Consider the following 24,500-nt stretch of genomic DNA (forward strand, 5'->3'; position numbering starts at 1 on the left):
CCGTACCGGCGGAGGCGCTTGCGCCGGTGATGTTGTTGTAGCGGAGACCGAAGTAGCCGCTGGCCGGGTGGCCGCCGATGTCGCCGCCGTAGATGGAGGCGGTGCCCTTCTGCATGTCGTTGGCCTTGCTGGACTCGGCGATGTAGGCGAAGGTGCCGGCGGACCTGTCTATCCAGCGGTCGAACAGGACGATGTGGCCCGAGCCGAGGATGTTGCCGTCGTGGGGGTCGTTGTCGAGGGCGTCGCCGGGCTGGAGGTCGGTCAGCGCGACGCGGGTGGTCAGCGACCGCACGTCGATGCTGTCGGTGTTCTCGCTGGAGGCCAGGTGCCAGGCCATCGAGACGAACCCGGAGCAGTCGGTGCGGTAGTAGCGGCCGCCGACGTCGGCGGCCGAGGCGTCCTGGTCGTACTGGACATTGCGGTTGTACCAGTCGTTGGCACGGGCGAGTACCTCGCTGCGGGTGATCTGGCCGCCCACCGAGGACGCCGCCTGGGCGGTGGTGGCGGTGGCGACGGTGACCGCGGTGGTGGCGATCGCGCCGGAGGCGGCGACGGCGGCGGCCAGGGTGAGCCGGACGAGCCTGGAGCGGAGGGAGGAAGGCATGCGGAATCTCCTTGGGTCGGGTTCGGGTGGTGACGTGGCACGGCGGGCGCGCGGGGCGGCCCGGCGGGTGTCGGCGGACGGCTGTCCTGCAGGAACAGCGGTCGGTGTCGAAAAGCCGGGGCGAAGGCCCCGCCGGCGGCCCGGCGGGCTGATGACGGACGATCAGCAGGTTTCCGGCGCCGGCGGGTGGTAGCGGCGGGACAGCAGCGGCGAGGCGCGGTGGCCCCGGGCGATCAGGGTGTGCGCGGAGGCGACGGGGTCCGACGGGCCGTCGGCAGTGCGGCGGGTGAGGAGGTAGAGCAGCAGGTCCACCCGGTCGTCCTGGGGGCGGGCGGTGATGTGCTGGAGCGCGTCACCGGGCCGGGCGTGGGCCCACAGGATGCCGACGACCTCGCTCGCTTCCTGCGACGCGACCGCACCGCGATCCCTGCGCCTCAGGCTGGCGTGGACAACGTCCAAGGGGGTCAGCCCCAGCCGAGGCTGTCGCCGGTGCCGGGCACGGTGCCGCTCGGGGAGGGGGAGGGGGCAGCGGCGGCGGGTCCGGAGGCGGAGGGGACGAGGACGGCCGGGGCCGCGAACAGGGCGGTGAGGGCGAGGGCGGTGACCGCGACGACCTTGACCAGGTGGCTGCGCATATCGGTGATTCTCCTGAACGACTCGGTTGGACACGGGAGTTCCGGTTCGGCGTCCCGCGGTTGACGCTCGTTCCGGTTCGCCGTCCGGTCGGTTTCTCCGGCGGCGATCACCAGCTTGGCCTGCCACGGGGCCCACCGGAAGGCGAACCGGCTGTCGCCAACCGGACTGTCCGACATCGGACAGTCCGCCGTAGACGTGTCAGGACCTGGGGCGCGGCCGGTTCCCCCAGTAGGTGACACAGAGGGGAATCCGCTGGTCAAACCGGTGAAAGCCGCCGCAGGCGGGACAGGTCGGCCCTTGTGTGCAACTGCGCCCCGCTGAAATCATCAGTCACGTTCGTGCACCGTCGTGCATGTCCGCCACACGTTTCCGGGGGGAACCATGTTGGAGGCACTCGGCCTCTCGTCCACTGCCTGCCAGGTCTACCGGGCCATGCTCGACGGTCCTGCGGACGACATCGACACCCTCGCCGCTCGCAGTGGCCTCACCCCCGGCCAGTTCCACGACGCCCTGGACGAACTCGGCACCCTCATGCTGATCCGCGCCTCCGCCGAACACCCCGGCAGGATGCGCGCCGTCGACCCCGCCATCGGCCTCGCCGACATGGTCGCCCGCCAGGAAGCCGACCTCGCCGCCCGCCAGGCCGCCCTCGCCACCTCCCGCGCCGCCGTGACCCGCATGGTCGCCGACCGCGCCGAACACCACACCGCCCACGGCGAACGCCTCCTCGGCCTCGACGCCATCCACGGCCGCCTGGAGCGCATGGGCCGCACCGCCACCCGCGAAGTCCTCAGCAGCCAGCCCGGCACCCAACGCCCCGAGGACCTCGCCGCCTCCCGCCCGGCCGACGCCCAGGCACTCGCCCGCGGCGTGAGCATCCGCACCCTCTACCAGGACTCCAACCGCCACCAGCCGCACGCCGCCCACTACGCCCACTGGCTGCTCGGCCAGGGCGGTGAAGTGCGCACCGCCCCCACCGTCCCCCAGCGCGTCGTCATCGTCGACCGCACCCAGGCCCTCGTCCCCATCGACCCCGACGACACCCGCAAAGGCGCCCTGCACATCACCGAGCCCGGCATCCTCAACGCCCTCCTCGACCTCTACGAACAGGCCTGGAACACCGCCGTCCCCCTCGGCGCCGCCACTCCCGAGGACCCCGCCACCGGACTCACCCCCACCGAACGCGACCTCCTGCGCCTGCTCGGCACCGGCCTCACCGACGACACCGCCGGCCAACGCCTCGGCATCTCCTCCCGCACCGTCGGCCGCCACATGGCCTCCATCATGGAACGCCTCAACGCCACCAGCCGCTTCGAAGCCGGCATCAAAGCCGCCCAACACGGCTGGCTCTGACCCCGGCGACCCGCCCGGCCACGACCGGGCGGTGCCGAACCGGGCACCGCGCCGACCCGGCCGCACCCGGTGTGCGTGGTGGCGACGCGCTGCGGTGACCGGTGCGCCGGGAGGCGGCCACTGCCGCCCCCGGCGCACGACGACAGGGGCTGCTCACGCGTCGGGGTGCTCCGGCAGGGCGAGCCAGTCCGACCCGGAGATCTCGCGGCCGAGGAAGCGCGGCCGCTGGAACGGCCGGTCGGCGGCGATCCACCGCGGCACCAGTTCGTCGAGGGCCTGCTCGACCTCGCTGTCCACCAGCTCGTCCACCACCCACCAGGAGATCTCGCCGTCCGCGCCGGCCCGATCGGCCTCGCCGGTTGCCGCGCGGCGCCACCGTCCTCGACCCTCGTACCGCCGACCTGGCACACCGGCTCACCACGGGCCTCGGTGACGTGTCGGCTGCCGCCGTCAACGGACCGGCCGGAACCTGGCTGTTCCTCCTCGACGCGCAGGGGCGGCCCATCACGGACGAACCCGTCGCATTCGTCCCGCTCGACCCGGGCGAGCCCATCAGCGCCCAGCTGGAGGCCGTGCGCGGCACCCCGGTTCCCTACGGTGGCCACCGCAACTGCGCGGATGCGCAGACCGCAGCCCGGGAGCTGCTCGGCCACCTCCGCACCGAGGCGGACTCCTGAGCCGCACGCCGTCGGATCGGCGAGGACGGTGGCCGTGACCCGCCAGCGCCCCCGCACCACCACCGGAGCGAAGGCCACTGCGCGCCCCTGCCCAGGTCTCCGCTCCGGCCGGACCTCAAGCGCCCCGCCGACCTGGTGGCCGATCTCCGCGACCAGCACGAGCAGCACAGTGGAGCCGACTCGATGCCCGACGCCGGCGAGCTGTACGGCGCCCTGCTCCGGGCCGAGCACAACACGGTCCGGCTCGGGCTCCGCACCGCAGGCGGACCGCCAACGGGTCGCCCTGCACCGGGTGCCAAAACACACACCTGCAACGCTCGGCCCACGACAAGAAGGTCCGCCTCTCCTCGCGCATGAGCGGTGGGCCCGCTGCCCGGGAGGTCGCTGCGCTCCAGCAGGGCGCTTCCACCCGCCGCAGGTGAGGTAGTAGGCGGCGCGCAGGGCGATCTGGCGGGTGGCCGACACCCGGTCTCCTTCGTACCTGACAAGGAGGCATTCACCTCCGCGCGGGCGTCCTTCACGATCGCCTCGATCGGACGGTGGTCGACGCCGAAATCGCGCAGCTGCCGTCCGCACAGAGCCCGCGCCGCGTTCTCCACCGAGGTCGAGCACAAGCTGCCCGGCCGCCGCTCGCTCTTCGCCGATCTGGTCCTCACCGACCCCGGCACGGACGTGCCGGTGCTCCTGGTGGAGGTCGACCGGGACAACGAGGGCGCCGGCACCCTCGTGGCCAAGCTCGCCACCCACCGCACCTGGTGCCGGCTCCCCGCGAAGGGCGCCACCAAGCGCGCCTTCGAGACCTCGCTCCACCGTCCCGGCGCCCGCGCCCACGACCTGCGCCTGTGGACCGCCACCCGGCCACCGGCCGCGAAGGGCTGCCCCCGGTCGCGCTCGTTCTCGAGGCCGGCCGCAAGCGCACCCGCCGACCCGGCGCCCCACCGCGCACTGCGGAGCAGAAGAAGGCCAAGGCGAAAGCCGACCGCGAGCGACTGCTGCGCCGTGTCCGCGCCTCCCGGCACGCCTGGCACGCACCCGCCCACTGGGAGGACGGCATCATGACCGCGCAGCCGCACCCCGCCCTCCCGGTGGTGGCCACCACCGGGACGCCGCTGCGCCGCTTCGGCGCCGCCGATCTGGTGGCGCTTCTGCGGCCAGCAGTGGAGCACCCTGGCCCAGGCGCGCGACACAGAACTGCTCTGCTCGATTCCCCACCTACGGGCGGTTGACCTGGGGAGACGTCACATCCCCGGGGTTGCCCGTCAGCCAGACCGTTCCCAGGGCCTGCCTGGCCGGGCCTGTCGCTGGTGGCTGTTGACCTGGGTTGATCCCGGGACTACCTCAGGTCAGGGCCCTGCTCCGGGCCCGCAGCCGACGTCCCCTAGGCTGCCCGGATGATCACTGCTTTCTCCGACGCCTTCCTGGACGCCGCCGAGTACCACGCGGCGTGGGGCGCCCAGCAGCTCGAACTGATCGGCCAGGCCGTCCCGGGCGGCCCGTGGAGCGCGGACCTCGACGAGTGCCGCTACGAGTCCGGCGGCCGGACCCTGCGGGTCGGGCTGCTGGGCAGCTACGACACGGACGAGCAGACCTGGCTGTGGGGCTGGGCCAACCCTGGGCTGCGCGGCGGCGCGGTGGTCGCGGCCGGTGAGCGGATCGCCGAGTTCGGCCGCCGACACGGCGTCGCCGAGCTGGTGCAGGAGGGCGTGGACCTGGCCGGCTTCATCGATCCGCGCCATGCCGCGGAGGCGCTGGCCTTCCTCGGCGCGGCGGTGCTCGGTGCACCCGGCTACCTCGGCCAGGAAGCCGGCCCCGGGAGCCGGGTCTACTTCGTGCCGCAGGACCCGCAGCTCCGGCCGGCAGGGTTCGACCCGGTCGCCATGCCGCGCCACCTGCTCACCGGTGCGCAGCTCTTCGCCCGCTCGCCGCGGCGGGTGGTCGAAGGCTGGTTCGCCCTGCACGGGGTCCAGGTACGGGAGGAAGCCGACCGGACTACCGCGCAGCTGCCCGGCGGCGGCACCACGGTGGTCTCCTTCGACGAACTCGGCCGGATCTCGGGCGTCGACGTCGGACCGGTCCCGGCCTAGATCGTGGCATCGCCGATCACGACCGGCAGCAACGTCGTCGGGCCGCTGCGCGAAGCGACCCGGCGACGCCGAAGGCGCCCTCGACGGGGCGGGCCGAACTCCCCGCGCAGCGCCCGCTCCCGCGCATCGACGGGACACACGAGGGGCAGTCGTGCGCCCTTGTGGCCCACGACGGCTCCGGACAGGTACTGGGCGCGATGGCGCTGCGCCGCCCCCACGCCTGCGGGCCCCGCGTCGGCGAAGTGGCGTGGCTGCACTGCCGCGAGGCCCCCGCAGCCGCGGCCGTCCTCGTGCAGCCGTCCGGGAACGGCCCGACGGCCTCGACAGCATCACCGCGTTCGGCCGACCGACCCCGTGGCCACCCCATCTGCCCGGAGTCCCGCTGCACCAACGCCCCGTCACCATCGAGGCCTTCACAACCGCAGGCTCGTACACGGGGCGTACCGAGTTTGACGGAGCACCGGGGTTTGTGACTTCGGCTTCGGTGGCGCGCTGCGTACTGCCGGGGCGGGGAGTCAGCCGATCCGTACCTGGTTGAATCAGCGGATGAGTCAACCTCTGCCGACCTGGGAGTCGTCACCGCACCGTCCGGCGTACGGGTCCTGGGTATAGCCGGCTGGATCGACCAAGGGCGACCGAGGATGATCGGAGAGGGCGGAGGCGCCCGAGGTGGGCGACGTCGTCCCTAACAACGTCAGGCCGCCGCTGGCGCTGGGCCGCGCCGGCGTGGTGCGCCTCCAGGACGGGCGTCGGTTCCGCTGCCCCCGGCGGATTGACGCACTCCGCCGTTGGCATCGGGCGGCGGGTCACGTCCCCCAATTCGCGATGGACACCGCCAGGTCGTTCCAGCGGAAGCGCCCGAGATCGGGAGTATTGCATCCCTTGGGTTGGAAGAACTCGTCCCCGTGCCATTCGAGGAGATCGAACAGTGACACATCGAACCGGCACCTGCTCAAGGAGGAGATGACGAAAATCCAATCCCCTGCGCCCAGAAAACCTCTGTGCACTTTGCTCAGGTCCGGATATCCCAGCCCCGCCCCCACACACTTCACGTCGCCTTGCTCATCGATGTCCTCGAAGAAACAGACCTGTGTGGGCAAGGCGTCCGGTGGCTGCGTACAGGTCGCCTCGAGGGCCGCCTCCAGCGCCCCTTTCTCGGCGTCGGTGTACATACGGCGCGCCTCCGACAGCATCGCTTCGCGGTCGGTGAAGGCCCCCAGAGCCAGGGACGAGTTGTGGATCAGACGCGTCATGAACAAGGGCCGCGTCACTTCCGCGTTCATGCGTTCAAGGTCCTCCACCACTTCTCCGTCGAGAACGAGCGGAATGTCCGGGTAGAGCTTGTGCTTGCGGCCGGTGTGTTCAGGGCGAGCAGACAACTCACCGGCCAGTCCGTCGGGTATCCGAACGGGCTCCGCGTCCCTCACGTCAAGCTCGGGGGACCCCTTGTCCGCACCCGGGAACTGGTGCGACATTCCCACCATCTCCTTGTGGTTGTGCCGGCGCTCCACGGCGACCCCTCCCGGATGCACGGATCAACAGTTGCCGCGGGCGGCGAAATGTCAGGTACCTACGTTCACCATTTCCACGCTAGCCCTTACGTTCCCAGGTCGCCCGACGAGGATTTCCCTGGAAGGGATGCCCGTCAGCGGCCGGTGGGAAGGTTGGGGGTTGAGACTGGTAGGCCCCCCAAGCGGCTCGTCGCGCTCGTAACTGCCGCGACCGCCCTGGCCGGTGTCATCGGCCTCGGCACCGCCACCAGCGCGTCGGCCGACGTCGACCGGGAGTGGGACTGCGTGCGCAACCCGCGCGGCTGGGACCACATGGACTGGCGCAACTGCCTGCTCCCCGGCGACTCGCTGGTCTCCGGCAACGGCGACGAGCGGCTCGTCTACCAGAACGACGGCAACCTCGTGCAGTACGACGAGGGCGGCCACGCGGTCTGGAACACCACGACCGCCAACACCGCGCCGGGCAGGGTCATCATGCAGTCCGACGGCAACCTCGTCGTCTACGACCGGGCCATGCGCGCCCGGTGGGCCTCCGGGACCGCCCTCGGCCCCGGCTTGCGGCGATGTGTCGACGTGGCGCACGCTCCACGTCCCTTTCCGACGGGCCGGACAGGCCTCCGATGCATGACAGTCGGTCAGGACCCCGCCGATCGAAGGGGTTGCGCGACCGTTGCGCCACCCACCGGACTCCGTCCCGCATACCGGGACCGCATTGGCGTCGGGCATCTGCTTCGAGCAGGATCTCCGCGGCACCGATCAGGGGGATCGGTGCACGAGGATTCGAGGGGGACCCATGAGTGAGACGAAGGACCCGAAGGTTGCTGCGATCGAGGCCTTCTTCGCGGCCTACGGCGCGGGTGACGTCGACGCGATGAGCGAGGTGCTGGCCGAGGGGATCGAGTGGACCATCCCGGGGCGCCACCCGCTCTCCGGTACCAAGCGCGGGGTGGCCGAGGTGCGGGCCTTCTTCGACCAGCTGGGAAAGTCCGGCTTCAAGGCGGAGCCGATCTTCTTCGGCGTCAACGACGAGTACGTGGTCGACATTCACCGGGGCTGGACCACCGAGGGCACCGGGAAGGTCGACACCACCTGGGCGCTGGTCTGGCACTTCGACGCGGCGGGCAAGGTCGACCGGGTGGTGAACCTCTCCGGTGACCGGCACCAGATGGACTCGTTCGTCCGGGAGAACTACGCGCTCGCCCCGATTCCGGACCGCCTGGCCTGATCCGGCGTACGGCCCGCGCGCGCGGCCGGAGCGGGTGAGGCGGCTCCGGCCGCGCCGACGTCCTCCGACTGCTCGGCGTGCACACCGGGCGGCAGCAGTGCGGCGCCGCAGCGACAGTCTGAGGAAGCCGGCCGACCACCGCCCGCAGAACGGCCGGCACTCCTCCCGCGGAGGCTCCGGCACGACCTCGACGGCACGGCCCCGGAGCCGGTCGCGCGGTCGCTGCGCGGCTCGGCTGTCGGGCTGATCGGCGTGATGGGGCTTCGCATATGCTGAACCGATGTCGGACGACGGCGGAATTCCAAGTACCGCGGACACTGATGTGGACCTGCCTGCAACGCTGCGTATCGCTGGGCTCGCGTTGGAACGGACGGAGAGCCCTGCGTCCTTGGCCTGCTGGACCGGCTGCTTCCCGGAGTCGGCGGGCGGTAACGCGGCGGTTGTCAGTCTGGTGATCGAGCCGGCCGCGCCGCCTGAAGAGGTCGCCCTCCAACTCGTTCTCGACGTTGTGAGCAATTTCGACGTCTTCGTCGACCGAGCCGTGCGGTACTGCCGGACCCGGCTCAGGGAGCGGCACTTCGAGCTCACACCCGAGGAACTGAGCTGGCTGGATCTTCCGGAGTTGCCGTTGGCAGGTCCCGAAGTGGTGGTGTGGGCCGACCGAACGTGGGCGATCCGGTTCACGGAGAGCAGGTTCCGACTGGCGGACCCCTTCGGGATCCTGGTGACCTTCAACGGCACGCAGCCTGTCGACGTCCAGGGCCCCAAGGACGAGCAATGAGCCGCTTGTCGTGACATCGCGATCCTGGAGACTGTCGGACCGTCAGCAGGCGGGGCCGGTCGGCGGACGGCACAGGGGCCAGGCCACTGCACGGTGACCGTGGCCGCGCGGCGCAGGGCCGGCGGTACCGGATGCGGTGGGGGAGGTGTTCTTCGGGTCAGAAGCGCCGTCGGTGTGCGGAGACGAACGAGAAGACGCCGAACAGCTGCAGTCCGACCGCCACGGCGGCGAGCAGCCACGGGCCGGCCGGGGTGTGCGTGAAGGACCGGAGGGTGTCGTCGACGCCTCTCGCCCGCCCGGGGTCGTAGCGGGCCGCCGCCGTGATGGCGAAGAGCCCCACGCCCGCGAACACCACGCCGCGCGCCGCGTTGCCGGCGACCCCGATTGCGGTGACCGCGGTACGGGTGCGCCGGCCCATTGAGACGGTGTCCAGTCGGCGCAGGAAGGTCCGCAGGGCGGCGCGCACGGCGATGCCCACACCCACGCCGACCAGTGCCAGGCCGGCTGCGCCCACCAGCAGGCGGCCACCCGGCAGGGCGAGCGCGTCGGCCGTCCGGTCCTTGGATGCGCGGTCGCTGTTCGACCCGCCTGCGGTACCGGAGGCGAAGGCGGCGGTGCCCCAGCAGACCGACGCGTAGAACACCGCCCGCCCGGCGTCCGGCAACCGCTTGCCCGGCTTGCGCCGACCGCCGCCGTGCTCGTCGTGCGACATTGCGGCGGCGGCGCGCCAGAGCGTCATGCACGCGAAGCCGAGGACGAGCAGCCACAGGAGGAGCGTGCCGCCGGGCCGGGCCGCGATCTGGCGCAGTGCCCCTTCACGGTCGGCCTCGTCCGGGCCCCGGCCGTCCGTCGCGATCCGCAGGGCGAGGTAGCCGATCACGACGTAGACGACTCCGCGGGCTGTGAAGCCGGCCCGCCCGGCGGCGCGCAGGAACGGACCGGTCGGCACCTCCCCACTGGACCGGAACTCCCGTGCGGTGGCCACCATGACGCCTCCCCTGTCCGGAGCGCGCGGCGCGCCCGGCAGCCGTGTGCCCCCTTTCCGGTCTGCCACGCACGGCACCCCCGGCACCCGATTTCCACCGTCCTCGCCGCGCTCCGGCCGGGCCGTTCCTGCGGGACCGTCACCGGCGCCGACGCGGCGGCCGCCGCGAGCCGGAACACCGTCGGTCGCCGCCGGATCGGTGGGCAGGCCCGCACTGTCACCGGGTCCGGCGTGCGCCTGCTCCGCAGGACGCCATCGACCGTGCAGCGGCGGGCATTGCGGTCCGGGTGTCCTGTTCGGGCACGCCGGGGCCGACGGGGACGTCCGGCTTGCGCCGGATGCGGTCGAGGTCGCCCCGGGGGGGTGTCGGTGTGGAGCCGTGTGCCGTCCCGGCGCGTCAGCGGGGTGTGCCGGAGGCCGCGCGTGTTGTCCGGGAACCGGCCCGCCGGTCGTCGTTGCCCGAGGGTGGCGCCCGTCAGGTCGCGCAGCGGTTCCTGGGCGGTCGGCAGGACGACAGCGGTGAGCGGGGCCCGGAGGGCCAGGTTCTGTCACGGGCCGGGGCGCCCTGGGGCAGTGGCCGGGAGGCAGCTGCGGACAGCACTCGGCATCCCTGCGGTGGGTGACCACTCGTCGTGTCCGGGATCGGGCCGGCCGGGGGATCCGGACGGTCTTCCGCGAGCTGTCTCGAAATCCGCGGGTGGTCGAGCCGGGCCCCCAGAAGCGGGCGGCGACCGCCGTCTCGGTCCTGGACGCTCGCGGCAACCACGTGGACGGCCACCAGCAGGCCGAGGGTGTCGGTGACCAGGAACCGCTTGCGGCCTTTGACCTTCTTGCCGGCGTCGAATCCCCTGGTCGACGCGGGCACGGTGTCAGCGGTGCGGACCGACTGCGAGTCGATCAGTCCCGCGCTCGGCTCGGCATTGCGGCCGTCGGCCTCGCGTACCTGGCGGCGCAGGCCGTCGTGGATGCGCTCGACGGTGCCGTCGTCGTGCCACCAGGTGAGTGAAGTAGGCCGCCGACGAGGTGCCCGTGGTGCGGGTCCTTTTCCGACGGCCCCTTCCCGAACGGTGCGGGCTAGTTTCCCAGCACACCGCTCTCCAGTGGTCGTTTTCGGGTGGAAGAGGTGGCCCGGCCTGCGTGGATGTCCTGGTGACAGGGCTGGCAGACCACGAGGGTCTTGCGGCGTCGTATCGCCATGAGCGTGATCCACACCGGCGTTTCGGGCCGGCCGGGTCGCTTCAGATCGGCGAGCTTGCGGATGTGGTGGACTTCGAGTCCACGGCGTGACGCGCACATCTCGCACTCGTCGGCCAGGAGCCGCTTCAGCAGTTCAACTCCGCTGACGTGGTTCGGCTCCCGCGGCCTCTCGTCGGCCAGTACCGCTGTGCGCTGCCGCTGAAGTGGGATCCCGCCGAAGCGGGCCACCAACGGCTTCTTACCGCCACCGCGCTCGACCGTGACTTGCAAGCACTCGCGGGGTCCGACCGGCGTGTCGATGGTCGCCTTGTAGCGGCGGGCCATCTTCGTGACGGAGGACTTGTGCTTCCCAGCCAGGGTCTTGAGCAGGGACGTTTCCATGACCCAACGGAGCCGGGCCAGTTGGGAGACATCCTGGGCGAGGAGGTAGTACTGGACGAGTCCCCGGTACTCCGCCTGGTACGCCGCCACGATCGAGAAGTCGCTGTCGTGGTGGAGCACTCCGCGTGGTGCCGGTTTCCCGTCCCTCATGTACATCGCACTGCGCTGCCGGACTACTTGCCGTGGCACGAAGAGCCCGATGATCCCGTTCGCTGACCGACGGGGGCCGGTCAGCTTCGTGTCACATCGTTGGGCTTTGATCTCGTAGCCGAGAAATCGCGCCGCCTGGTTGGTGGCGTGTGTGATCAGTGTCTTGGACTCGGAGAGTTCCAGCTTGAGTTCGTCTCGCAGGAAGTTCCGCATCCTCGATTTGATCTCCTCGGCCTCGTGCTTCGGTCCGGCGAATCCGAGGAGCCAGTCATCGGCATACCTGACGTACCGCAGGCGTCGGAACTCAGGATCGTTCGGGTCGGCACTCGGCATGCTGCGTTTCATTAGTCGCAGTCGCCTGACCTCAACGCGATCTCCGCGCTGTTGTGCCCAGAAGATCCGAGAACCGATCCGGTGGTACTCGGGTAGGCGCCTCCGCGTGTCCCCTCGATTAAATTCCGGCAGTAGCTCCTGTTCAACGAACTGATCGAGCCGGTCGAGGTAGATATTCGACAGGACCGGTGATGCTACCCCGCCTTGCGGCGCACCGCTCAGCGTGGCGTTCCATTTCCAGTCCTCCAGGTATCCGGCCTTGAGTATGCGCTCGATTAGTAGCAGCATCCGGTTGTCGTGAATCTTCTCTCCAAGGGTCGCGAGCATGATCTCGTGATCCAGGCTGCCGAAGCAGTCGGAGATGTCTCCTTCGATGAACCATCGTGTTCCGGTCCAGTACTTCACCACGTCACGCAGCGCGGTGTGGCAGCCCCTTCCGGGGCGGAAGCCGTGGGAGCGGTCGGAGAACTGGACGTCGTAGTACGCCTCCAACACCAGGCGAACCACCTCGGCGACCAGCTTGTCCGACCAGGTCGGCAGGCCGAGCGGGCGCTTCTTCGTGGACCCCTTCTTCTCGATGTAGACCCGCCTCACCGGCGTCCATCGGAACGACTCCGTGCGCAGGGCTCGGATGATCGCCTCGATCTTCGCCAGCGACATGCCGTCCACGGTCTCCCCAGTGGCCCCTGGCGTCATCGCACCCCTGTTGGCGTGGATTCGGCCGTAGGCCATGAGGAACAACTGCGGATTGAACAGTTGCCGGTACAGCCTTTCCAGTGGCAGGCCACGCCTGCCACGTTCCCGAATGACGTCCAACACCGTTTTGGCGCTCTGCATTACGCATGCCTCCCCGCAATGGACGTCTTGATCACCTGTGTCCCTTCGCCCTGCGACCGGCTTTCCCGGCCTCCCCGGCAGGTCGTTACTCCTGCGACTACTACGGACACTCCGTCGCCATAGGGCTCGCGCCCCTTAGGCGATCCCGTGGTACGTCTTCGTTGTACGTTTCGAGCATGACGTAGGCCGCCCACTCATCCCCTTGGCCATCCTCGTTGGAAGGCGCCTCTCACCTTGGAGGTTGCCCGAGCAGGTATTTCATACCCAGGCAAGACGAGAGCATCGGTTTCAGCTGTCGTTCCGACGGGTGTCTACTTTCACCGCTGGAGATTAGGCTTCAAACAATCCAGTCTTGGCCATATCACGCGGGTCTTGCGGGACCCCGCCCTGGACAACTCCGAGCGGCCACCGCTTTCCTGACATGCTGTTTTCCCCTCACGCTTTCGCGTCCAGGTAAGTCAGGTGACCCAAGAACCCCCCTCCAAGTTCATCCCGGCTGAACCGGGGATACAACGAAGCGCCTCACGGCGCGCAGTACCAGTACACAGTGGGCCAGGGCGGGAAGTCCTTTGGCAACTGCCGCCAGGCACACCCGGTCCGCACCACATAGAAGATCGCGTCGACGATCCTCCGCCGGGGATGCTTCTCCCGCCGACCGCCCTTCGGTCCCACCCGCGCCGGCGGGAGCAGTGGCTCCACCAGTGCCCACTGTTCATCCGTCAGGTCAGACGGGTACCCGCCCCCACTACTACTCACACGAGACTCAACGATCACCTGAGCCACTGGGCACCGCAGATCTCAAACGCGGTCTGAGGTGTGATTGCCTCTCGCTCACGCACGGCCGCGTCCACGTCGACGAATGCCTTCATGTGCGTGGTCAGAATCAGCCCGTACTGGGGCGTGTCCAGCCCGTCCGGGACGGCCCGCCCGGTCCGACGGACGGGCCTACCGGTGGTGCCGTGCGTGCAGGCCGTGGAGGAGTTGGTCGACGTGGGTCGCCGCCTGGGCGGGGTCGAGCGGTTGGTGGCCGACCAGGAGGCGGTACCAGAAGAGGCCGAAGAGCTGGTCGGTGACGGCGTCCAGGTCGGCGGTGGGCGGTAGGTCGCCGCGTTGCGCTCCACGCGCCAGGATCGCGGACACAACCGCCCGGCGGCTCTCCACCCAGTCCCGGAAGGGTTCGGCGAAGGCGGGGTCGAGTTGGGCTTCGGCCATCAGGCCGCGCAGGGTCTGCACCCGGAGGGGGTGTGCGGTGACGCCGTACAGGGCGGTGGCGAAGGCGGTCAGGTCGCCGGCGAGGGAGCCGGTGTCGGGTTCGGGCATCCGTTGTTCGACGGCGGCGCGGTAGGCGTCCATGACGAGGGTCGCTCTCGACTTCCACCAGCGGTAGATGGTGCTCTTGGCGACATCGGCGCGGGCGGCGATCCGTTCGACGGTGACGGCCTGGTAGCCGAGCTCCTCGACGAGTTCGATCGCGGCGGCCAGGACGGAGTCGTGGGCTTCCTCGCTGCGGAGCCGGCCGCCGGTGCGGCGGTTCGGGGATGGTCCGGTGGGCACGCGGAACACGCTAGCAGTGTGCTAGGTTCAATCGAAACGCAACGTATCGTTTTTATTTGGGGGAGTGAATCGATCATGAGCGAGATCGTGGTGTCGCACGGCTACGGCGCGAGCGACGACAGCGTCTGGTTCCCGTACCTGACCGAGCGGCTCGCGGCCGCGGGGCACCGCGTTACCGTGCCCCGCCTGCCGCAGACCGAAGCCCCGCAGCTCGGGCCCTGGCGCGAGGCGTTCGGCGACGCCGCGCTGGCCGTCGGCCCCGCCGGGTCCACGGTCCTGGTCGGGCACAGCATCGGCGGCGTCAACGTGCTCCGGTTCCTGGAGCAGCACGACCCCGAGGTGGACGGGGTGTTCACGGGCGTCCTCCTGGTGGCGACCTCGGCCCACGAGGTCGGCTACGACGAACTCGCCCCGTTCTTCGAGGGGGGCTTCGACTGGGAGCGGATCCGCCGCTCCGCCCGCCACTTCCGGGTCCTGCAGGCGATGGACGACCCGGTCAACCAGCCCGACCCGTCCGAGCACGTCCGGCTGCTGGTCGAGGGCCTCGGCGCGACCGCCGTGGTGACGCCGACCGGTGCCCACTTCGGAGCCACCCCGGACGACCACGTCGAGGTGCCGGAGGCCGTTCGCCTGGTCACCGAACTGCTCGCCGCCTGACCGGACCGAAACGGACGAGGAACCGCATCACCCACGGCCCGTGGGGCGCCCCCACCCGGGACGCGCCCCACGGGCCGTGGGGGCCACCCGCAGTCAGTCACAGGGCCGGCGATCGGCCTCGAGGGGTCACCGCCGAGTGCCTGCCCTCCGGACTGTCCGCAGCCGCCGCGGGCGGCGCAGCAAAGATCCTGCCGGTCGTCCTCGACCGGCTCGATCGGCGTGAGGTGCGGCCGCGGGAGCACGATGTGGACGGCGGTTACCTCTTCGTCGCCTTCAAGTAGCGCGCCGCCCGCGAGTACGGCATCGGCTGGTGTATCTGCGGTTTTGGGTAGGGACTGCGCAAGTTGCCGGTAGTTACAGAGAGGAATGGCTAGTCCGGGGCGTGCTCGCGGTTGCGCGCCCCGTCCTTCCAGACCAGGCGAAAGGGCTGGGAGGCCAGGGCGGTGACGGCGGGATCGAAATCCAGAGCCATCGCGGCATCCCGCTCAACCCACGACTCGTAGCCCACCAGGGAGCGCGACATCGCCGCCCAGTCCTCGCCCGTGAAGTTCTTCTGCCCCTTGAACGCAGTGAACTTCCGAGCTGGCGAGGCACGTTCAAAAGGTTCGTCCCAATGCCGGGCCAGTGGACCGAACCGCTCGGAGCCGTCGGCCCCGACGAAACCGACCTGGATATCCGAGAGCCACTCCCAGGCCGGTACGGCTTCCGCCGGCTTACCCACGAGCACCTCCCCGCCTCCATCACCCCGGCAGTGCGAGAGTGGAGCATCCTGCGGATCATCGTGGCCCAGAAGCGGATCGCGTCACGCGAACGGGTGACATCCCGTCTCAAACAATCTGGTCGATGCAGCCCAGCACGGGTGGGTCAGCGGCCCAGCGTCTGCTGGGCCAGGGCCAGCGTGACCTCGATGTCGTCGCTCCACGAGCAGACCTCCAGCCACGACAGATAGCCCGCCTCGGCAAAGACCAGGACTTCGCCGGGGCAATCGCCGTTCCCCGTGTAGATCTGTGCCTCGGCCGCTACCACCGTGCTCGCCCCGGAGGGCGCCGGTCGGACCGCCGCTGTGTCGAGCTCGAAATAGGCGGTGCCACATCCACAGGTACAGCGCTCTCGAACCCGGAGGTGGGGTACCTGATCGCGGAGCGCCAGGTGAACGGGATCGTCGCTGCTGAGAAGGACGTCGAGAACGTCAGCCACGTCAGGGGGAAGGGCCTCTGCCATACCAGCACCGTATTCGACCCAAGCCGCCCTGCCGGACCAGATCAATTGAGACGCCAAGCGAATCGAACCAGGTCACTTGAGACCGGGGCCAGGCCCACCAAGACGGGACAACATTGAGACCGAAGGAGTCCGGTGACCGACTGTCCCGTGACAGGCGATCTCGACCGATTGACAAGTGACCTTGACGCCCTGCGGATTTCTGCCACTCGACCTTGACCGGAAGTGAAGAGGCGTCCACCGGCTCACCTGGAGTCCGGTGTGAAAGACGGCTCGCCGAGACAGAATGCTCGGGGGCGTCGGCCCCGGGACGGTCGGTTAGGGGAGGAGTGGAAGGTGCGAGACATCGGCCTGTACTACCCGTACATCCACTTCCGCGATGAGCGGTGGCTCAAGGCTGCGGCGCTGTACTGGCCGCGGATGGCCCGGGTGGTTCCGACCGGGTATCCGGTGGCTGACACGGAGACCGCCCGCGTGTTCGACGATGAGCTCGAGTTCCTGATTCCAGTGCCCCCGGATGCTGCTGCCCACGCGGTGGCACCGCTGTTCCTGGAGGTCCTCAACGCACACCAGGAGCGCCTCGCGACTGCGCTGGCGGGACCCACGGCCCGAGCGGCGGCAGTGCACTGGGACGAGATGGCCCCCGAACTGCGTGACGCGCTGAGTAGCACCGGCTTGGCTGCCGAGAGCGTCGCGTACCCGCCCGGCGGGGGGCCCCTGCTTCCCTGGATGGCCATGCATCCGCGCCTGGTGTGGATCTACAAGTGCGTCCTGAGCGCGCAGGCCGCCGAGATGGGACAGTTCACCCCCACTACCGATCAGGACGACGCCCACCTCCAACCCCACAGGTGGTCCGCCGACCGCGTCCTGTCGGCACTGACAGGCGCACCACAGGGCGACGACAGCCTGCCCGACCCGACGGATGCGATGGGACTGCTCGCGATCCGCACGGTGTTGCCCCGCGACCTGAACGCGGTGGCGGCCGGCCGAATCGCAGCCGTACGCCGTCGCCACCAAGCGGAGTTCGAAGCCTTTCATGCCGCTATCGGCGAAGCCGTCGACCTGCTGCGCGACCGGCTGGCCGACGTCTCGCTGCCCGTCGCACGGCTGGAGTACACCGCGCTCGAAGTCGAACGCCGCTTCGAGACACCGCTCGTCGAACTGCGCCGCGCACTGAAGGGCGCGCGAATCGACACCATGTTCAGCGCGGCCAACCTCAAGTTCGACCTACCGGCAGGTCTTGCGGCAATCGGCGGCGGCGCACTGGCCGGACAGCCCCTCATCGGCACCGCTGCCGGTGCCGCCTTCGGCCTCTCTTCTCTGCGCCAGGCGGCCGGTCAGTACCGAAACGATCTGCGCAGCGCCGCCCCCGTCGCGAGCTACCTCCTCAGCGTCGAGCAGGCCCTCGCCCCTCGATCCCTCCTGCGCCGTCTTGCCCTACGTAGGTGACCTGCCGACCCGGAGGCGGGGCCAGGCGGCGCGACCGGATCGGCGCCACTGCAACTGCTCTGGCGGGCGACTGCGGCTGGCGGTGGGCCGCGACGCCGAGCGCGCCTTCGCCCTCTCCGAACCGCTGCGCTGCACCGCCCAGGTTCTCTCCACTGCGCTGGGCGTCGCTACCAACGGCTCTCGGCTGCCGAGCACCGCGAGATCTTCGATCCCGACATCGTCCCGTTCCCCTGCTCTACCCTCGGTCAGCTTCGTCGGGCGTCATGGATGCTCCGCACGACGGTAGCGCGCGGCGTGCTCGCCCCGGGGCAGGTCCAGGTGATGTGGAAGTCTCGGAACGGGCCTGGGACGCGTGCGGGCATGAGCGCGTAGTCGTCGGTCTCCTGCAGATCCGCCGTCAGGTGCAGGCGGGCCTTGCGGGGTCCTTGATATCGGTGACGGACCGGCCGGTCAGGGAGTCGAGGTCCGCTTCCGCGAGGGCGTTGCGGGCGGAGTCGTGGACGGCGATCGCGGCAAGGTACTGCAGGGCCTGCGCCCAGGTCAGGGGGACCTGTGCTCGTAGGGCCCGGTGATGGGCAGCCCCTGGCGGAGGTGGTTCGAGAGGGCGCGGAAGCGATCGCGCTCCTCGGCCGGGTCGGCGGGCAGCGGCAGCCGGAAAGCCGTCAACAGGTCGAACCTGTGCAGGTTCACAGCCGCGTTGACAAGCCGGCCGTAGCCCTCGGCGGCGCCGATCGCGCTCCGGTAGGTGAGGACGGACGCAAGCAGGAACGCCACGGCCAGGAGCGTCCACCGGCTGGGCGGGAGGATGACCGCGGAGAGGCCGCCCATCAAGGCGAGTGCCGCGGCCATCCGACAGGTGGTGTCCAGCTGGTCACGGGCGTCGTCCACGAGCGTCGCCGTCGACTCGGGGAGGAGTGCGTACAACTCCGGCCAGGCGGCCACCGCGTCGAGGCCGTAGGTGTCGGTGGGCCGGTCCTCGGCCGCGCGGAGTGTATTCCCGAGACCGGTCGGCATGAGCCGGTCCGGCGAACGCGGCAGCCTGGCCAGACGGGCGGCGGCCGCGGCCATCGCTGGCAGGTCCTCAGGGCGGGGGTCGACCCTCTGCTGCAGTGCGTCCAGCCGCGCCCAGTGCCGCCGCCAGCGGGCGACGAGCGGACGCCCCAGGACTGCGCCTGGGCCCCGCATCATCGGATAGCCCTCCATCCAACGGACCAGCTGCCGCTGGAGCGGCTGCAGGACGAGCGCCGCGACGGTCACGCCCAGGAACAGCAGGACCCACTCACCGGGCACGAGCGACTCGAGCGAGCCGACCAGCCGCTCCCTGCTGGGCATGTGTGAGGGCGCGCCGGAAGCAAGCTCCGCCAGCACGGTGAACAGGACGGCCAGCGTGGGAAGGGTGCCGGTGATCGAGAAGCGGCGTCCGTGGTCCTGGAGCAGGCCGGGCGGCATGATGCCGCTCATCCGACCACCACCAGCGTCTGTTCGGGATGCACCGGGCAGCGGGGCGCCCGGAGCGGATGGAGGATCAGCGCGAGACGGTAGGGGCAGTCCGCTGCGGGGCAGCACATGGTGATCATCTCGTAGCGAACGTCACCCGGCAGGGCCGCGTGGTCGGAGGCCCCGTAGTCGCGCGTGCTCAACGCGGGCGGCGGAAGACTGTAGGCGTCCCGGCGATGGAGCAGGCCGAGCGGTATCGCGCCAGCGAGAACCGTCACCGCCGGACGGTCGTCGTCCGCGTCGAAGTAGCGCAGGACGGCGGCCAGCACACGTGTCGCGTCCCGGTCGTCGTCCAGCAGGACGCCGGGGTGCGGGTTGGGCCGCGGCAGGGGCCGCAGCAGCGCGGTGATCTCCGCGGCGTCGGTCATCGGTGCTCCCTCACGAGCTGGTCGAGCCGGACCGGTCCCGGGTCCCCCTGGCAGACGAACGCTGCCCAGTAGACGGGGTGCGGGTACTTGAGGCGCTGCGCGCGCCGGGCCGCCGTCAGCGCCTCCAGCACGCCCGCACCGGCCATGAGCCGGGCGTAGAACTCCTCCATCAGCTCGCGCGTCTGCTTGTCGGGCACCTTCCACAGGCTCATCACCAGGCTCCGGGCGCCGGCGAGCGAGACCCCCCGCCGCATCCCGAACACCCCGTCGCCGGTGCGGGTCTCGCCGAGTGCGGTGTCGCATGCCGAGAGCACGACCAGTTTGGTCGCGCCCAGGTCGGTGGCCGCCAGGTCGGCCGCGGTGACCACGCCGTTCTCCGCTGCGGGCGGCGGCTCCCCTCCGGCGAGCCACGTGTTCGCCCCGGCCAGTGCCAGGCCCGACCGCAGCATCGGATCGTCCAGCCCCTCACCGGACAGGCGCCGGAACGGGCCGGCCGGCTCGGCTGTGAAGTCGATCGGGGTGGCCAGGACCCCGTCGAGCGTCATCATCCGTCGCCCGGGGGCGGTCGGCCGCAGGACGTCCCCGGCCCGGATCTCCGCGGGATCCACCGCCTCTGGCTGGACGACCGGCAGGAAGAACCCGTGGGTGGCAATGTGGAGCACCGCCGGGCCGCGTGCCCCCGTGATGCTGCGCTTCACCGCGTCGCCGCCCAGCAGGGGCGCCACGCCGAGCAGCCCAGCCACGTGCTCGGCCTCGGCGCGGGCGGCTGGCAGTCGGCCGAAGGCGGGCACGGCGCTCTGTGGTGGCCGGTCGGCCGAGGCGTTCAGGTCCAGGTCCGGATCGGCCATGACGAGCGGAGGGCCAGCGGGGGCCAGGGGCGCGCCGAGACGCAGGACGTCCCGCGCCGTCGGCAGGTAGCTGACGGCGTACTTGTCCATGACCAGGCGGTCACCGCTGAGCGGGACGGCCTCGAACGGGAGCCGGTTCAGTTCGCCGTCCGGAGCGATCAGGACGGCGCACACGCCCGCGAGCCGTGGCAGCAGCGGCTCGACGACCGCCTCCCGGAGCGCAGACAGGACGGTGGCGTCGGTTGCCCTCAGACCGCTGAAGGCCGCGACCGCGTCGACGGCCAGGGCGTCGATCGCCTCGGCCGCACCGAGCGGGACGAGCACGGGGTTCGCGTCCCGGCGCAGGACGAGGGCCGCGTACCGGTGTTCGCCGACGAGGGCGTTCGTCCGGTCGTTGGCCGCGTAGTCGTACGAGGCGTAGCGCCGCAGGTCGACCAAGGCGCTGTCGGAGGGCAGCGCTTCCGCGATCCGACGCCATGACAGCGCGAACACCTCGCCGTCGGATCCGCCAAGGACTCGGGCCGAGATCTCGGATTCGATGGCCTCCAGACGGAACCGGTCCGCGACCAGGCCTTCCGCGTGGTCGCGCTCCATGCCGGCGGGTGGACCGGCCAGCATCCTGCTCCCGATGGCGGCCTCCAGGACCGCGGCGTCGCGCCGGAGTTCGTCGAGTCGGGGGTCGTCGAGCAGGGCGGCGGCGCTGGCCCACGACCGGATCTCGCGCCGGACCAGGTCGGCCGTGGTCGCGAGCCCGGTGCGGTTCAGCAGGACGTCGGCCGTCAGCTCCGCGACCGCGAGGTCTCCCGCACAGGAGGAGACGGCGATGTCCAGCAGTTGGTGCGCCCGGTGCTGGGCGCGCGAGGCCACCGCGAGCCACTCACGCTGTGAACCGGTTCGGAGTACCGACCACAGCTGCGCTTCCTCGACGGCGAGTCCCTCACGGAACGCCGAGACCGCCGAGGCGGCGTCGCCCAGCGCCAGCCGCACTTCCGCGAGGTTGAAGAGGATGTCCGCGAGACCGGACCTCTCGCCCTCGTCCGCCCGGAACGCGTTCACCGCCTGCTGGTAGAGGGCAGCCGCCTCACCGTCCCGGTGCGCCTTGAAGGCCACCCGGCCGCGGTTGTTCAGCAGCGACCCGTGCTGCTGCGGCGGGGTCTCCTGCGTCACGAGCCTGGTGGCCTCGGCCAGAAGCGCTCCGGCCTCGTCGAGACGCCCCTCCTGCTCGCGCAGGGCACCGAGGTTGGAGAGGATCCGGAGCCTGAGCTGCGGGAGCCGTTCGGGGAGTCCGTCCAGGATCCCGAGCGCGTGCTCGTAGTGCTGCTCCGCGGCACCGAGCACGCCCCGCGCCTGGTAGGTGTGGCCGAGCGCCGCGACCGCCTCGGCGACCGACCGCCGCCTCCCGAGGGCCGAGTACAGGCCGATCGCCTCCTGGAACACCCGCTCCGAGCCGAGGATGTCGCCTCGGTCACGGTGGACGACACCGAGGGAGAAGAGCGCGTCCGCCACGGCCGCCGCGTCCGTCGTCGCGGTGAGCCACACCGGCTCGCCGGGGGACTCGAGGCTCAGGCTGGTGAGCTGGGAAGCCCATTCGAGGTGGTGCGCGGCTCCGGGCGCATCGGAGAAAGCCAGCAGCAGCCGCCCGAGCCGAAGGTGCGCCGCGATGCGCAGCGGGCGGCCGTCAGCGAGGTACTCCGCCCACGCCACGGCGCTGCTCCAGTGCCGTAAGAAGCCGTTGTCGTACCGATCGTGGTGGACATGAGTTCGACTGGAACGGCTCGGTCGGGTGATCTTGCCGCGTGCCGAGCATGAAGACAGGGCCTCTGGTGCAGCTCGGGGTTGTCGAGACCTTGAGCGCGCCAGGAGGCCCTGTTGTCGCAGTTGTACGCCCTCGCGCCGGTCGGCTCCAACTGGGCTGCCCGGGAGTGTGATTGTCTCGCTCACTAGTTCGGAAACGCCGTTGACCGGCCGCACAGACGACCGAAGTACCCCTCGGACATGACCGATGCGGAATGGGCCGTCGTGCGCGACGCGATGCCCGTGCCCGCCTGGCTGGAAGGAAGAGGTGGGCGGCCGGAGGGCTACTGCCACCGGCAGCTGGTCGACGCGGTGCGCTACCTGGTCGCGGGCGGCATCACCTGGAGGGCGATGCCCGCGGACTTCCCCGCATGGGACCGCGTCTACGCGTTCTTCCGGCGCTGGCGGGACCAGGGCCTGGCCGCCGAGTTCCACGACCGGCTGCGGGATCGGGTCCGAGAGGCGGCGGGCCGCGATCCGGAGCCGACCGCGGGCATCATCGACGCCCAATCGGTGAAGGCGGCGGCCTCGGTGCCGGCCGCAAGCCGGGGGTTCGACGGGGGGAAGAAGGTGAACGGCCGCAAGAGGCACATCGTCGTGGACACCCTCGGGCTGCTGCTGACGGTGCTGGTCACCGCGGCCTGCGTCACCGACCGCGAGGCCGGCCCGACGTTGCTGGAGCGGCTGCGTCAACGGCACGCTTCGGCGGCCAGCAGTGGGCCACCCTCACCGAGGCGCTCGACAACCCGGACGGTGACCGGCTGCTGGAGCAGCAGCAGGAGGCTGCACGCCGGGCCCGCGAGGCGCAGTGGGAGCGGAAGGAGCGGGAGCGGCGCCGTCCGGCCTGCACCCGCTGCCGGGCGAAGTTCTCCGACGAGCGGTGGGCCGAACAGGACCAGGCCGACACCTGGGACGACGACGGGCTGTGCGCCGACTGCCGCCACGCCGCCGAGCACGCCCGCCAGGAGGCCGAGCGCGAGCGGGCCGCCGCCGAAGCCGCAGCGGCCGAGGCCAAGCGCACCAGCTCCTGGTGGCGCCGGACCTGACCGGAGTGCCGCTCCCCACCGCAGGGCCGCTGACCTGCGGTGGGGAGTTTGAGCACTCCCGCTGATCTGGGTTGGTGAGTTTCACCGTCCGGCCTGTGGGTTCAGGATCCGGGGCCCGGTGAGTTTCACTCCTGGGGCGTCAACGGGGTCGAAGGCGGTGCGAACTATGTGCACAGCCCGATTCCGAGTGGAGAGCCGTCTATTACTTGTCGTGGCTACCTCAACTCTTCCTCAAGTGTTGCCCGTGTTCTGTCCTTTGGAGCCTAGGGTCTTCTGTAGTCGACCTGATCGGGGTCGGCGCAGGAGGGGGAATCGATGACGAAGAAGGCCGTTGTCGGCATGCGCTGGTGCCGCGGTGGCTGGGGCCCGGGGGGCTGTGCCGGCGAGTGCCGCTGATATTGATCCGGGTTGGAGCGGCAACTACTACCAGCCGCTGGCCGACTGCTATTGCGAGCAGATCGACCGGGAATGGGGTGCGATCGGCAGTGGCACCGTCTCGAACAGCTCTGGGGTTTCGATCAGCCGGGCGATCGCCCGCGCGAAGAGCGCGACGCCGTGCAAGGCGTCCAGATATTGTATTCCAATCGAAGCAGGGGGAATTATGCGGAATTTGATTTCTCGTATTGCGTGTGCCGTGGCCGGCATGGGGGCGATGGCCATGATGGTCGCGCCGCAGGCCCAGGCGGGACCCGCGTCCGACGCGCCTTCGCTCGTCTCGGGGGCGGGGGTGGCGACCCGGCTCCCGTCGGGTGCGGTGCCCGGTCACTGGACCGTCGACCGCCAGGCTCCCGCTCCGACGCTTCCTCAGGGGGCACCCGCCACGAAGTCCGCGACGGTCCCGCAGACCCCGGGCACGGTCGACAGCGACATCACCCTGGAGGTCCGCGACGTGCGGTACGCCGGTCAGGTCTGCGGGAGCGGAAGGGTCGACATGGTCACCGGCCCCGGTCCCATGACCCTGACGCTGACCCAGAGCAGGGCGATAGCGAGCACCTGGTCGGCGAGCGTGTCGATCGCCGCCTGGAAGGTCTCCTCCCAGGTCGGGTTCAGTGTGACCGACACGGCCACGCGCACCGAGGCCGGGTCGTACGTCGTTCCGGCCGGCCAGTTCGGTTATCTGGAGGCTTATCCGCTGTACGACCTCTTCTACTACGACATCTACAGCCGTGCCGTCACCGACCACTGGGTCGGCAACGGCAGCGCGCAGCACCCGGTAGGCTACTGCTACAACGCCTGGTCGAATTAGGGGAATTCATATGAGGCGCCCTTTCCGGTTCGCGGGCGCGGCGGTTCTCCTGGCCGCCGCGGTCCTGGC

Annotated in this window: 22 protein-coding genes and 4 pseudogenes; 11 read left to right on the forward strand and 15 right to left on the reverse strand. The window is 70.5% G+C overall.

What is annotated here, in order from left to right; translation table 11 throughout:
* The 3 genes and pseudogenes from VR45_RS47075 to VR45_RS47080 all read right to left on the reverse strand — a co-directional run.
* Window positions 1-604 (reverse strand): annotated as a pseudogene (locus VR45_RS47075) (hypothetical protein); the annotation flags it as partial.
* Window positions 605-766: 162 nt separating this feature from the next.
* Complete coding sequence (locus VR45_RS21055; protein WP_045941347.1) at window positions 767-1,063, reverse strand: hypothetical protein; 297 nt, start codon at window positions 1,061-1,063, stop codon at window positions 767-769.
* Window positions 1,064-1,068: 5 nt separating this feature from the next.
* Window positions 1,069-1,239: a hypothetical protein gene (locus VR45_RS47080; protein WP_159394284.1), complete on the reverse strand. Its 171-nt coding sequence runs from the start codon at window positions 1,237-1,239 to the stop codon at window positions 1,069-1,071.
* A 382-nt stretch (window positions 1,240-1,621) separates the two neighbouring features.
* Between VR45_RS47080 and VR45_RS50100 the strand changes: the two genes are divergently transcribed.
* Window positions 1,622-2,593 carry a LuxR C-terminal-related transcriptional regulator gene (locus VR45_RS50100; RefSeq protein WP_045941349.1) on the forward strand — a complete coding sequence of 324 codons (972 nt, stop codon included), beginning with the start codon at window positions 1,622-1,624 and terminating at the stop codon, window positions 2,591-2,593.
* Between the two features lie 153 nt (window positions 2,594-2,746).
* Here VR45_RS50100 and VR45_RS21070 read toward each other — a convergent pair.
* Window positions 2,747-2,941, reverse strand: a pseudogene (locus VR45_RS21070) (N-acetyltransferase); the annotation flags it as partial.
* 86 nt (window positions 2,942-3,027) lie between these two features.
* On the opposite strand from VR45_RS21070, the gene VR45_RS21075 reads away from it, so the two are divergent.
* The 3 genes from VR45_RS21075 (at window position 3,028) to VR45_RS21080 (ending at window position 5,354) form a co-directional block, all read left to right on the forward strand.
* Window positions 3,028-3,270 (forward strand): hypothetical protein, encoded by a 243-nt coding sequence (locus VR45_RS21075; protein ID WP_045941350.1) that lies wholly within the window; start codon window positions 3,028-3,030, stop codon window positions 3,268-3,270.
* Window positions 3,271-4,112: 842 nt separating this feature from the next.
* Window positions 4,113-4,496, forward strand: coding sequence for a hypothetical protein (locus tag VR45_RS47085; RefSeq protein ID WP_159394285.1), 384 nt, complete (start codon window positions 4,113-4,115; stop codon window positions 4,494-4,496).
* A gap of 165 nt (window positions 4,497-4,661) precedes the next feature.
* Entirely contained in the window at window positions 4,662-5,354 is a 693-nt protein-coding gene (locus VR45_RS21080) for a DUF6882 domain-containing protein (protein ID WP_045941351.1), read from the forward strand.
* A gap of 806 nt (window positions 5,355-6,160) precedes the next feature.
* Here VR45_RS21080 and VR45_RS21085 read toward each other — a convergent pair.
* Window positions 6,161-6,829, reverse strand: coding sequence for a hypothetical protein (locus VR45_RS21085; protein ID WP_045941352.1), 669 nt, complete (start codon window positions 6,827-6,829; stop codon window positions 6,161-6,163).
* A 15-nt stretch (window positions 6,830-6,844) separates the two neighbouring features.
* On the opposite strand from VR45_RS21085, the gene VR45_RS42500 reads away from it, so the two are divergent.
* The 3 genes from VR45_RS42500 (at window position 6,845) to VR45_RS21100 (ending at window position 8,871) form a co-directional block, all read left to right on the forward strand.
* Window positions 6,845-7,666 carry a hypothetical protein gene (locus VR45_RS42500; protein WP_159394286.1) on the forward strand — a complete coding sequence of 274 codons (822 nt, stop codon included), beginning with the start codon at window positions 6,845-6,847 and terminating at the stop codon, window positions 7,664-7,666.
* Window positions 7,659-8,090, forward strand: coding sequence for a nuclear transport factor 2 family protein (locus tag VR45_RS21095; RefSeq protein WP_045941353.1), 432 nt, complete (start codon window positions 7,659-7,661; stop codon window positions 8,088-8,090). The genes VR45_RS42500 and VR45_RS21095 overlap by 8 nt, the downstream gene beginning before the upstream one ends.
* Before the next feature lie 280 nt (window positions 8,091-8,370).
* Complete coding sequence (locus VR45_RS21100; protein WP_159394287.1) at window positions 8,371-8,871, forward strand: hypothetical protein; 501 nt, start codon at window positions 8,371-8,373, stop codon at window positions 8,869-8,871.
* Between the two features lie 157 nt (window positions 8,872-9,028).
* Here VR45_RS21100 and VR45_RS21105 read toward each other — a convergent pair whose 3' ends face one another.
* From VR45_RS21105 to VR45_RS21120, 5 genes and pseudogenes are all read right to left on the reverse strand, one after another.
* Window positions 9,029-9,859: a DUF1206 domain-containing protein gene (locus tag VR45_RS21105; protein ID WP_078896703.1), complete on the reverse strand. Its 831-nt coding sequence runs from the start codon at window positions 9,857-9,859 to the stop codon at window positions 9,029-9,031.
* A gap of 730 nt (window positions 9,860-10,589) precedes the next feature.
* Window positions 10,590-10,829 (reverse strand): annotated as a pseudogene (locus VR45_RS48805) (transposase); the annotation flags it as partial.
* 101 nt (window positions 10,830-10,930) lie between these two features.
* Window positions 10,931-12,754 (reverse strand): reverse transcriptase/maturase family protein, encoded by a 1,824-nt coding sequence (locus VR45_RS21115; protein WP_045941355.1) that lies wholly within the window; start codon window positions 12,752-12,754, stop codon window positions 10,931-10,933.
* 534 nt (window positions 12,755-13,288) lie between these two features.
* Window positions 13,289-13,537, reverse strand: a pseudogene (locus VR45_RS44320) (transposase); the annotation flags it as partial.
* Window positions 13,538-13,699: 162 nt separating this feature from the next.
* A complete protein-coding gene (locus VR45_RS21120) occupies window positions 13,700-14,308 on the reverse strand; it encodes a TetR/AcrR family transcriptional regulator (RefSeq protein ID WP_045941367.1) in 609 nt (202 codons plus the stop codon).
* Window positions 14,309-14,383: 75 nt separating this feature from the next.
* Here VR45_RS21120 and VR45_RS42505 point away from each other — a divergent pair, with 75 nt between their 5' ends.
* Complete coding sequence (locus tag VR45_RS42505) at window positions 14,384-14,965, forward strand: alpha/beta fold hydrolase (RefSeq protein WP_052709244.1); 582 nt, start codon at window positions 14,384-14,386, stop codon at window positions 14,963-14,965.
* A 370-nt stretch (window positions 14,966-15,335) separates the two neighbouring features.
* Here VR45_RS42505 and VR45_RS21130 read toward each other — a convergent pair whose 3' ends face one another.
* The gene (locus VR45_RS21130; RefSeq protein ID WP_052709245.1) at window positions 15,336-15,692 is read right to left on the reverse strand and encodes a hypothetical protein; all 357 of its coding nucleotides are present in this window, start codon (window positions 15,690-15,692) and stop codon (window positions 15,336-15,338) included.
* 137 nt (window positions 15,693-15,829) lie between these two features.
* Window positions 15,830-16,186 carry a hypothetical protein gene (locus VR45_RS21135; RefSeq protein ID WP_045941356.1) on the reverse strand — a complete coding sequence of 119 codons (357 nt, stop codon included), beginning with the start codon at window positions 16,184-16,186 and terminating at the stop codon, window positions 15,830-15,832.
* 333 nt (window positions 16,187-16,519) lie between these two features.
* Between VR45_RS21135 and VR45_RS21140 the strand changes: the two genes are divergently transcribed.
* A complete protein-coding gene (locus VR45_RS21140; protein ID WP_045941357.1) occupies window positions 16,520-17,632 on the forward strand; it encodes a DUF6236 family protein in 1,113 nt (370 codons plus the stop codon).
* Between the two features lie 540 nt (window positions 17,633-18,172).
* Here the strand turns inward: VR45_RS21140 and VR45_RS21145 are convergent.
* The 3 genes from VR45_RS21145 to VR45_RS21155 are packed head-to-tail and all read right to left on the reverse strand — an operon-like array spanning window position 18,173 to window position 22,049.
* Window positions 18,173-19,093 carry a hypothetical protein gene (locus VR45_RS21145; protein ID WP_045941358.1) on the reverse strand — a complete coding sequence of 307 codons (921 nt, stop codon included), beginning with the start codon at window positions 19,091-19,093 and terminating at the stop codon, window positions 18,173-18,175.
* On the reverse strand, window positions 19,090-19,497 hold the full coding sequence (locus VR45_RS21150; RefSeq protein WP_045941359.1) for a hypothetical protein: 408 nt from the start codon (window positions 19,495-19,497) through the stop codon (window positions 19,090-19,092). Before VR45_RS21150 ends, VR45_RS21145 begins: the two co-directional genes overlap by 4 nt.
* The gene (locus VR45_RS21155) at window positions 19,494-22,049 is read right to left on the reverse strand and encodes a CHAT domain-containing tetratricopeptide repeat protein (protein WP_045941360.1); all 2,556 of its coding nucleotides are present in this window, start codon (window positions 22,047-22,049) and stop codon (window positions 19,494-19,496) included. Before VR45_RS21155 ends, VR45_RS21150 begins: the two co-directional genes overlap by 4 nt.
* 291 nt (window positions 22,050-22,340) lie before the next feature.
* Between VR45_RS21155 and VR45_RS48810 the strand changes: the two genes are divergently transcribed.
* Both VR45_RS48810 and VR45_RS21165 read left to right on the forward strand, forming a co-directional pair.
* On the forward strand, window positions 22,341-23,237 hold the full coding sequence (locus tag VR45_RS48810) for an IS5 family transposase (RefSeq protein WP_234326058.1): 897 nt from the start codon (window positions 22,341-22,343) through the stop codon (window positions 23,235-23,237).
* Window positions 23,238-23,561: 324 nt separating this feature from the next.
* Window positions 23,562-24,431 carry a hypothetical protein gene (locus tag VR45_RS21165; protein ID WP_159394288.1) on the forward strand — a complete coding sequence of 290 codons (870 nt, stop codon included), beginning with the start codon at window positions 23,562-23,564 and terminating at the stop codon, window positions 24,429-24,431.
* The last annotated feature ends 69 nt before the right edge of the window (window positions 24,432-24,500 follow it).

Source organism: Streptomyces sp. NRRL S-495 (genome assembly GCF_000966955.1).
In the GTDB taxonomy this organism is placed as follows: domain Bacteria; phylum Actinomycetota; class Actinomycetes; order Streptomycetales; family Streptomycetaceae; genus Kitasatospora; species Kitasatospora purpeofusca.